This window comes from Neobacillus paridis, from assembly GCF_016765675.1.
Taxonomy (GTDB): domain Bacteria; phylum Bacillota; class Bacilli; order Bacillales; family Cytobacillaceae; genus Neobacillus; species Neobacillus paridis.
On sequence record NZ_JAESWB010000063.1, the window covers coordinates 1 to 521 of the forward strand.

Genomic DNA, 521 nt, shown 5'->3' on the forward strand with positions numbered 1-521 from the left:
ATCTGGTATTCCATGACGATGCCCGACACCACGCCCATGGCGAACGAGACTGCGAAGATCTTGGTCCAGAACCGGGCCAGCGTGTGGAAATGCTGCTTGCCGCTATAGAACCAGCGCAGCTCCAGCGTGGCGATGAAGGCGGAAAGGCCGATGGTAAAGGACGGAAAGATGATGTGGAACGCCACCGTGAAAGCAAACTGCACCCTTGCAAGCAAGGTTGTATCGACGCCGGCCAGTATTTCCATCGAGGACTCCAAATCCAGTCTCATGGGATGGTGGGGAAACCGCTCACGGCGAAACCGACAAGGCTATTCCATCTGCCATCCGTCTGCATTGTGTGCTGTGGCCGGAATCCGAAGATGAAGTTCCAGCCATCAGGTCGATTCTTTCGTCGGATCAAGCTGCAGCACGGCCGACGACATCCAAAGGCCGTCTGGTGTTGCGTCAAAGCCGTCATCGCGGGCGTGGATGCCCGACCTCTGATCTATCTCATGGTTGCCTGCGGTCTGGCTGAAATAGTG

At 56.6% G+C, this 521-nt stretch carries 1 protein-coding gene; it reads right to left on the reverse strand.

All coding sequences use genetic code 11. From position 1 onward, the window contains the following. The coding region (locus tag JK635_RS27940) for a cytochrome ubiquinol oxidase subunit I (RefSeq protein WP_202653004.1) at positions 1-245 on the reverse strand (245 nt) is incomplete at its 3' end. Between the last annotated feature and the right edge of the window lie 276 nt (positions 246-521).